The sequence below is a fragment of the uncultured Roseivirga sp. genome, assembly GCF_963973945.1.
GTDB lineage: Bacteria > Bacteroidota > Bacteroidia > Cytophagales > Cyclobacteriaceae > Roseivirga.
Genome location: NZ_CAXBBV010000026.1, coordinates 1 through 3,645, shown reverse-complemented (window position 1 = coordinate 3,645; position 3,645 = coordinate 1). Strand labels below are relative to the sequence as shown.

The following is a 3,645-nucleotide window of genomic DNA, read 5'->3' as shown; positions in this document are numbered from 1 at the left end:
GTTAGAATGTCCCGATGTTTCGGGAAGGCCGCTGGTTCGAAACTTAAGATAGAAAAAAAAGGAGTGGTAGTTCAGCTGGTTAGAATGTCCCGATGTTTCGGGAAGGCCGTTGGTTCGAAACTTAAGATAGAAATAAAAAGGAGTGGTAGTTCAGCTGGTTAGAATGTCCCGATGTTTCGGGAAGGCCGCTGGTTCGAAACTTAAGATAGAAAAAAAAGGAGTGGTAGTTCAGCTGGTTAGAATGCCTGCCTGTCACGCAGGAGGTCGCGGGTTCGAGTCCCGTCCATTCCGCAAAACCAACCCAAATTAGCTAATCATTTAGCTTTTATGGGTTGGTGTTTTACTTTAGGGGTCATGAGATTAGACTTCAAAAAATCCACAAGAAACACCTAAATCACTTCCTTCACCAGAGCAATAATCCTCGGAATGCATTTGATAGGCCTAGGGCCCATCAAATGATATACTCATTTTAGCTCCCCGTCACTTCTTCAATTACACGTAGCCAGTTCAAACCAAGAATTTTTTTAATTCGTTTGTCACTATACCCCAATCTTTGCATTGCCATTGTAATCTGAGGATAATCGCTAATGTCTTTAATTTCTCGTGGCAATTCAGGTCCTCCATCCAAATCACAACCTAAGGCCATATGATCCTCACCAACTAAATTTACCCCATAATCGATCACTTTGGCTAGCTGATCCACATGCATCCAATATTCGTCAGGAATGGTGCCATTGAAGACCAGAGGAACTTCTTTTCTCACTGCATCATCAACCTCTTCAATTGTATTCATGGAGGTTGATTCCTTCACTGACTCGGGTGTAGTTTCTTTAGGGGCTGTTTGCCAAGCCCAGTATTTAGGATTGTTAAATAGACTGCCAAAGTGAATACCTATCACCCCTCCTTTTGCTGCCACGGCCTTTGCTGCCTCATCTGTAATACATCTTGGATGTGCCACAATACTGTAAAAGCCTCCATGACTGTAGGTTATTGGGTGTTTACTTGCCTCCGCTGTTTGTAATATGGCGTCATTGGATGCATGGGCAATGTTAATAACCATCCCAAGGTTATTCATTTCAGCGATAATTTCTCTCCCCAAATCATTTATCCCACCCCAACGACTTACATCATTGCAAGTATCTATAAAGGCATTTGTGGTATTGTGTGCAGTAAGCTGAATGGACCTTAAACCTAAGCGATAAAGTGCCCTAAGTAAATTAATATCTCCATCTAAGTCAAAGCCTCCTTCTAAGTCAAGAAAAGCAGCCATTTTACCTTTCATATTGATTCGTTTAATGTCTTTAGCATTAAGCGCCAATTCAATGACTGAGTTATTCTTTTTTATCTGATCTAAAGCAAGATTTATAACACGAAACGTGTTCTTTACCTCAAACCTTCCAGGGTAATAATGCTCAGGAGTATAAACCGTGAAAAACATGGCATCTAAGCCGCCTTCTTTTGCCCTTGGTAAATCAACGGTTCCGTCGGAATATCTTTGACCAATGTCAGTATTCATCAGCAACTCACGGGTCATTACATGTACATGTCCATCCATCACAAATGCTTCACGATGCAACTTCGGCATTATTGTATCCTGAGGCATCACTGGAAGTTTTTTACTTCCATTAGCTCCTGCCAATAAAGAATGAAGTGGCAATACACTTCCTGCTATTGGTAATAAGGTTAAGCCCTTAATAAGATTTCGGCGTTTCATTTATATATGCTTTTATTATTTTTTAATTTATTTATGCGAATAATTAAAATGGATTTTTGGTAGACAGGCAAAGCTATTGCCTCAATAAAAAACCCATTTAAATATTATGGTTCCTTGAATGCGCTTAGCGCGGACCTATTGATCAAACCCCCGAATATAAGGACGAGCAGGTGGTCGCTCTCCAGTATTGAATTGAGGGCCACGGGTAGTTCGATAAGTCATGTTCATATACGGCGTTTCGACACGACGACCGACAGCAGAATAGCGACCATTCTCCCAGTTGGATTCTACATAGTGGTTTGTTATCCCCGTTGACAGAAGTAAACGTTCTGCATTGAACGGTTCCTTTTTGGTCACCATCATCTCTGTGATCCAATGTGGCTGGGCATTGGAGGCATGATACTGGTCAAATGGACCAGCCCAACCTAGCATAGAGACGATCGTAGGTTCATTCTGCCCTTCAATTTCTCCAGCAAAGGTCCAACCTACACCTTTTCCAGAAATCACTGCTCCTTTGGTTCCATCATTGTATTCTACGATACAAACATTAGCTCGATTGTTCTCTTGAAAGTGTCCTGGATTAAGGTCAAAATCTTCGGCCACAGCCTCAAGTAACTTACTGGCCCAAGAATTGCGCTCGACCCATTCCCATGTTTCTTTCCCTCGAATGGATTGTACTGACTTAACACCTGTTTCGCCTCCCTTTCGGCGCTCTACAAAAGCTTGAAGCACATCTATACAATGGAAAATGCCACCCTCATCGGAAGCACCTCCAACTACGATCGAATGTTTTAAAGGCGTGTCTATATCAAGTTCTTTCTCTGGTTTACGGTAGTAAACTGGTATAGAGGACCCTCCATTTAAAGGGAAGTTTAGCTCTCGGGATTTGTCAAACATCCACTTTGCTTCATCCCATTCGTAAGAGAGGTGCTTGTCATTAAAAACCGGAACAGCACGCTTACTCTGTTCAAAAACCTTTACAACCTGTTGGTAAATGCTCCAGCGAGGTAAAAGCCAGCGTCCTTTAAGGTCTTTGGGATAATCGCCGTGTTCGGCGACAATTACAACGCCATCCACTGCCAGTTCTTCACCTCCTAGTGTTACTGCTTCACCAACAGTTTTAAACACCGGAATACCTTTCGATTTGGCTACTTTCTGACCCAAAACGCTTGTCTCGTACTGATCCAAATAAATGGCTACAACCTCAACCCTGGAGGGCATATACTCCCCTTTCCACCAATAACCATCTAATAGTTTGGTCACAATCCAGTCTGCATGGGATCTAGTCGCACCCCAATAACTAGCTAATACTGCTATACGAGGCTTGTTTGCTGTAGTTTTTGCGAAAACATTGGTGGGTATACCCGACAAGGCTGTAATTCCTGCAACACCAGTTATCCCAAGCATTTCGCGTCGGGAAAGCAGGGGATTAGAGTTTAAAATTTTTGTAATAGAAAGTGAATCTGTTGCTCTATCAGCAATGTCGAATTGTTTCTTTGACATAATGTTTAAGATTTCAGTAATTAAGGTTGAAGTGGTTTCCTTATCATTTACTATAAATCTAAACAATTAATTTTATATTGGTTTTATTTGTCAATCTCTTCAGATAAAGATCCTCTTTCTTTAAGCTTCGATTCTCCTTTACGATTTGGTCCCAACATCCAATATTTGAAGGGTTTAAGGTTTCTTTTTTAGTGTTTTGCCTATATTGGCTGCGATGTAATTTGTCTTGCTGCTTTTTATTTCATACTGAGGTTCTTCCTCGATGGCATGATGTGTATACCCCTTGTAATCAAAATCAGCAGTATGCACCTTACTGATTGTTCCTGACACATGCCCAACTTCTGAGTTCCAGATAACTTCGTCTCCTACTTTGAACCCGAAATATGCAATAGACAATCTATTACGTGTTGAAATCGCTTCAAAATCAG

At 41.4% G+C, this 3,645-nt stretch carries 3 protein-coding genes and 1 tRNA gene; 1 reads left to right on the top strand and 3 read right to left on the bottom strand.

Going from position 1 to position 3,645, the window contains the following annotated elements; genetic code table 11:
- Positions 1-217 precede the first annotated feature (217 nt).
- Positions 218-291, top strand: a tRNA-Asp gene (locus tag AAC026_RS19755).
- A gap of 178 nt (positions 292-469) precedes the next feature.
- Here the strand turns inward: AAC026_RS19755 and AAC026_RS19750 are convergent.
- The 3 genes from AAC026_RS19750 to AAC026_RS19740 all read right to left on the bottom strand — a co-directional run.
- A complete protein-coding gene (locus AAC026_RS19750) occupies positions 470-1,714 on the bottom strand; it encodes a membrane dipeptidase (RefSeq protein ID WP_048644159.1) in 1,245 nt (414 codons plus the stop codon).
- A gap of 135 nt (positions 1,715-1,849) precedes the next feature.
- Positions 1,850-3,283, bottom strand: a complete 1,434-nt coding sequence (locus AAC026_RS19745) for a hypothetical protein (RefSeq protein WP_339701819.1) — start codon at positions 3,281-3,283, stop codon at positions 1,850-1,852.
- A 108-nt stretch (positions 3,284-3,391) separates the two neighbouring features.
- On the bottom strand, positions 3,392-3,645 hold a 254-nt coding region (locus tag AAC026_RS19740; RefSeq protein WP_339701816.1), incomplete at its 5' end, for a DUF2945 domain-containing protein.

What these genes read in the sequence shown, in the direction of transcription:
- AAC026_RS19750 (WP_048644159.1), bottom strand. Translation starts at nt 1,714, where the DNA reads ATGAAACGCCGAAATCTTATTAAGGGCTTAACCTTATTACCAATAGCA.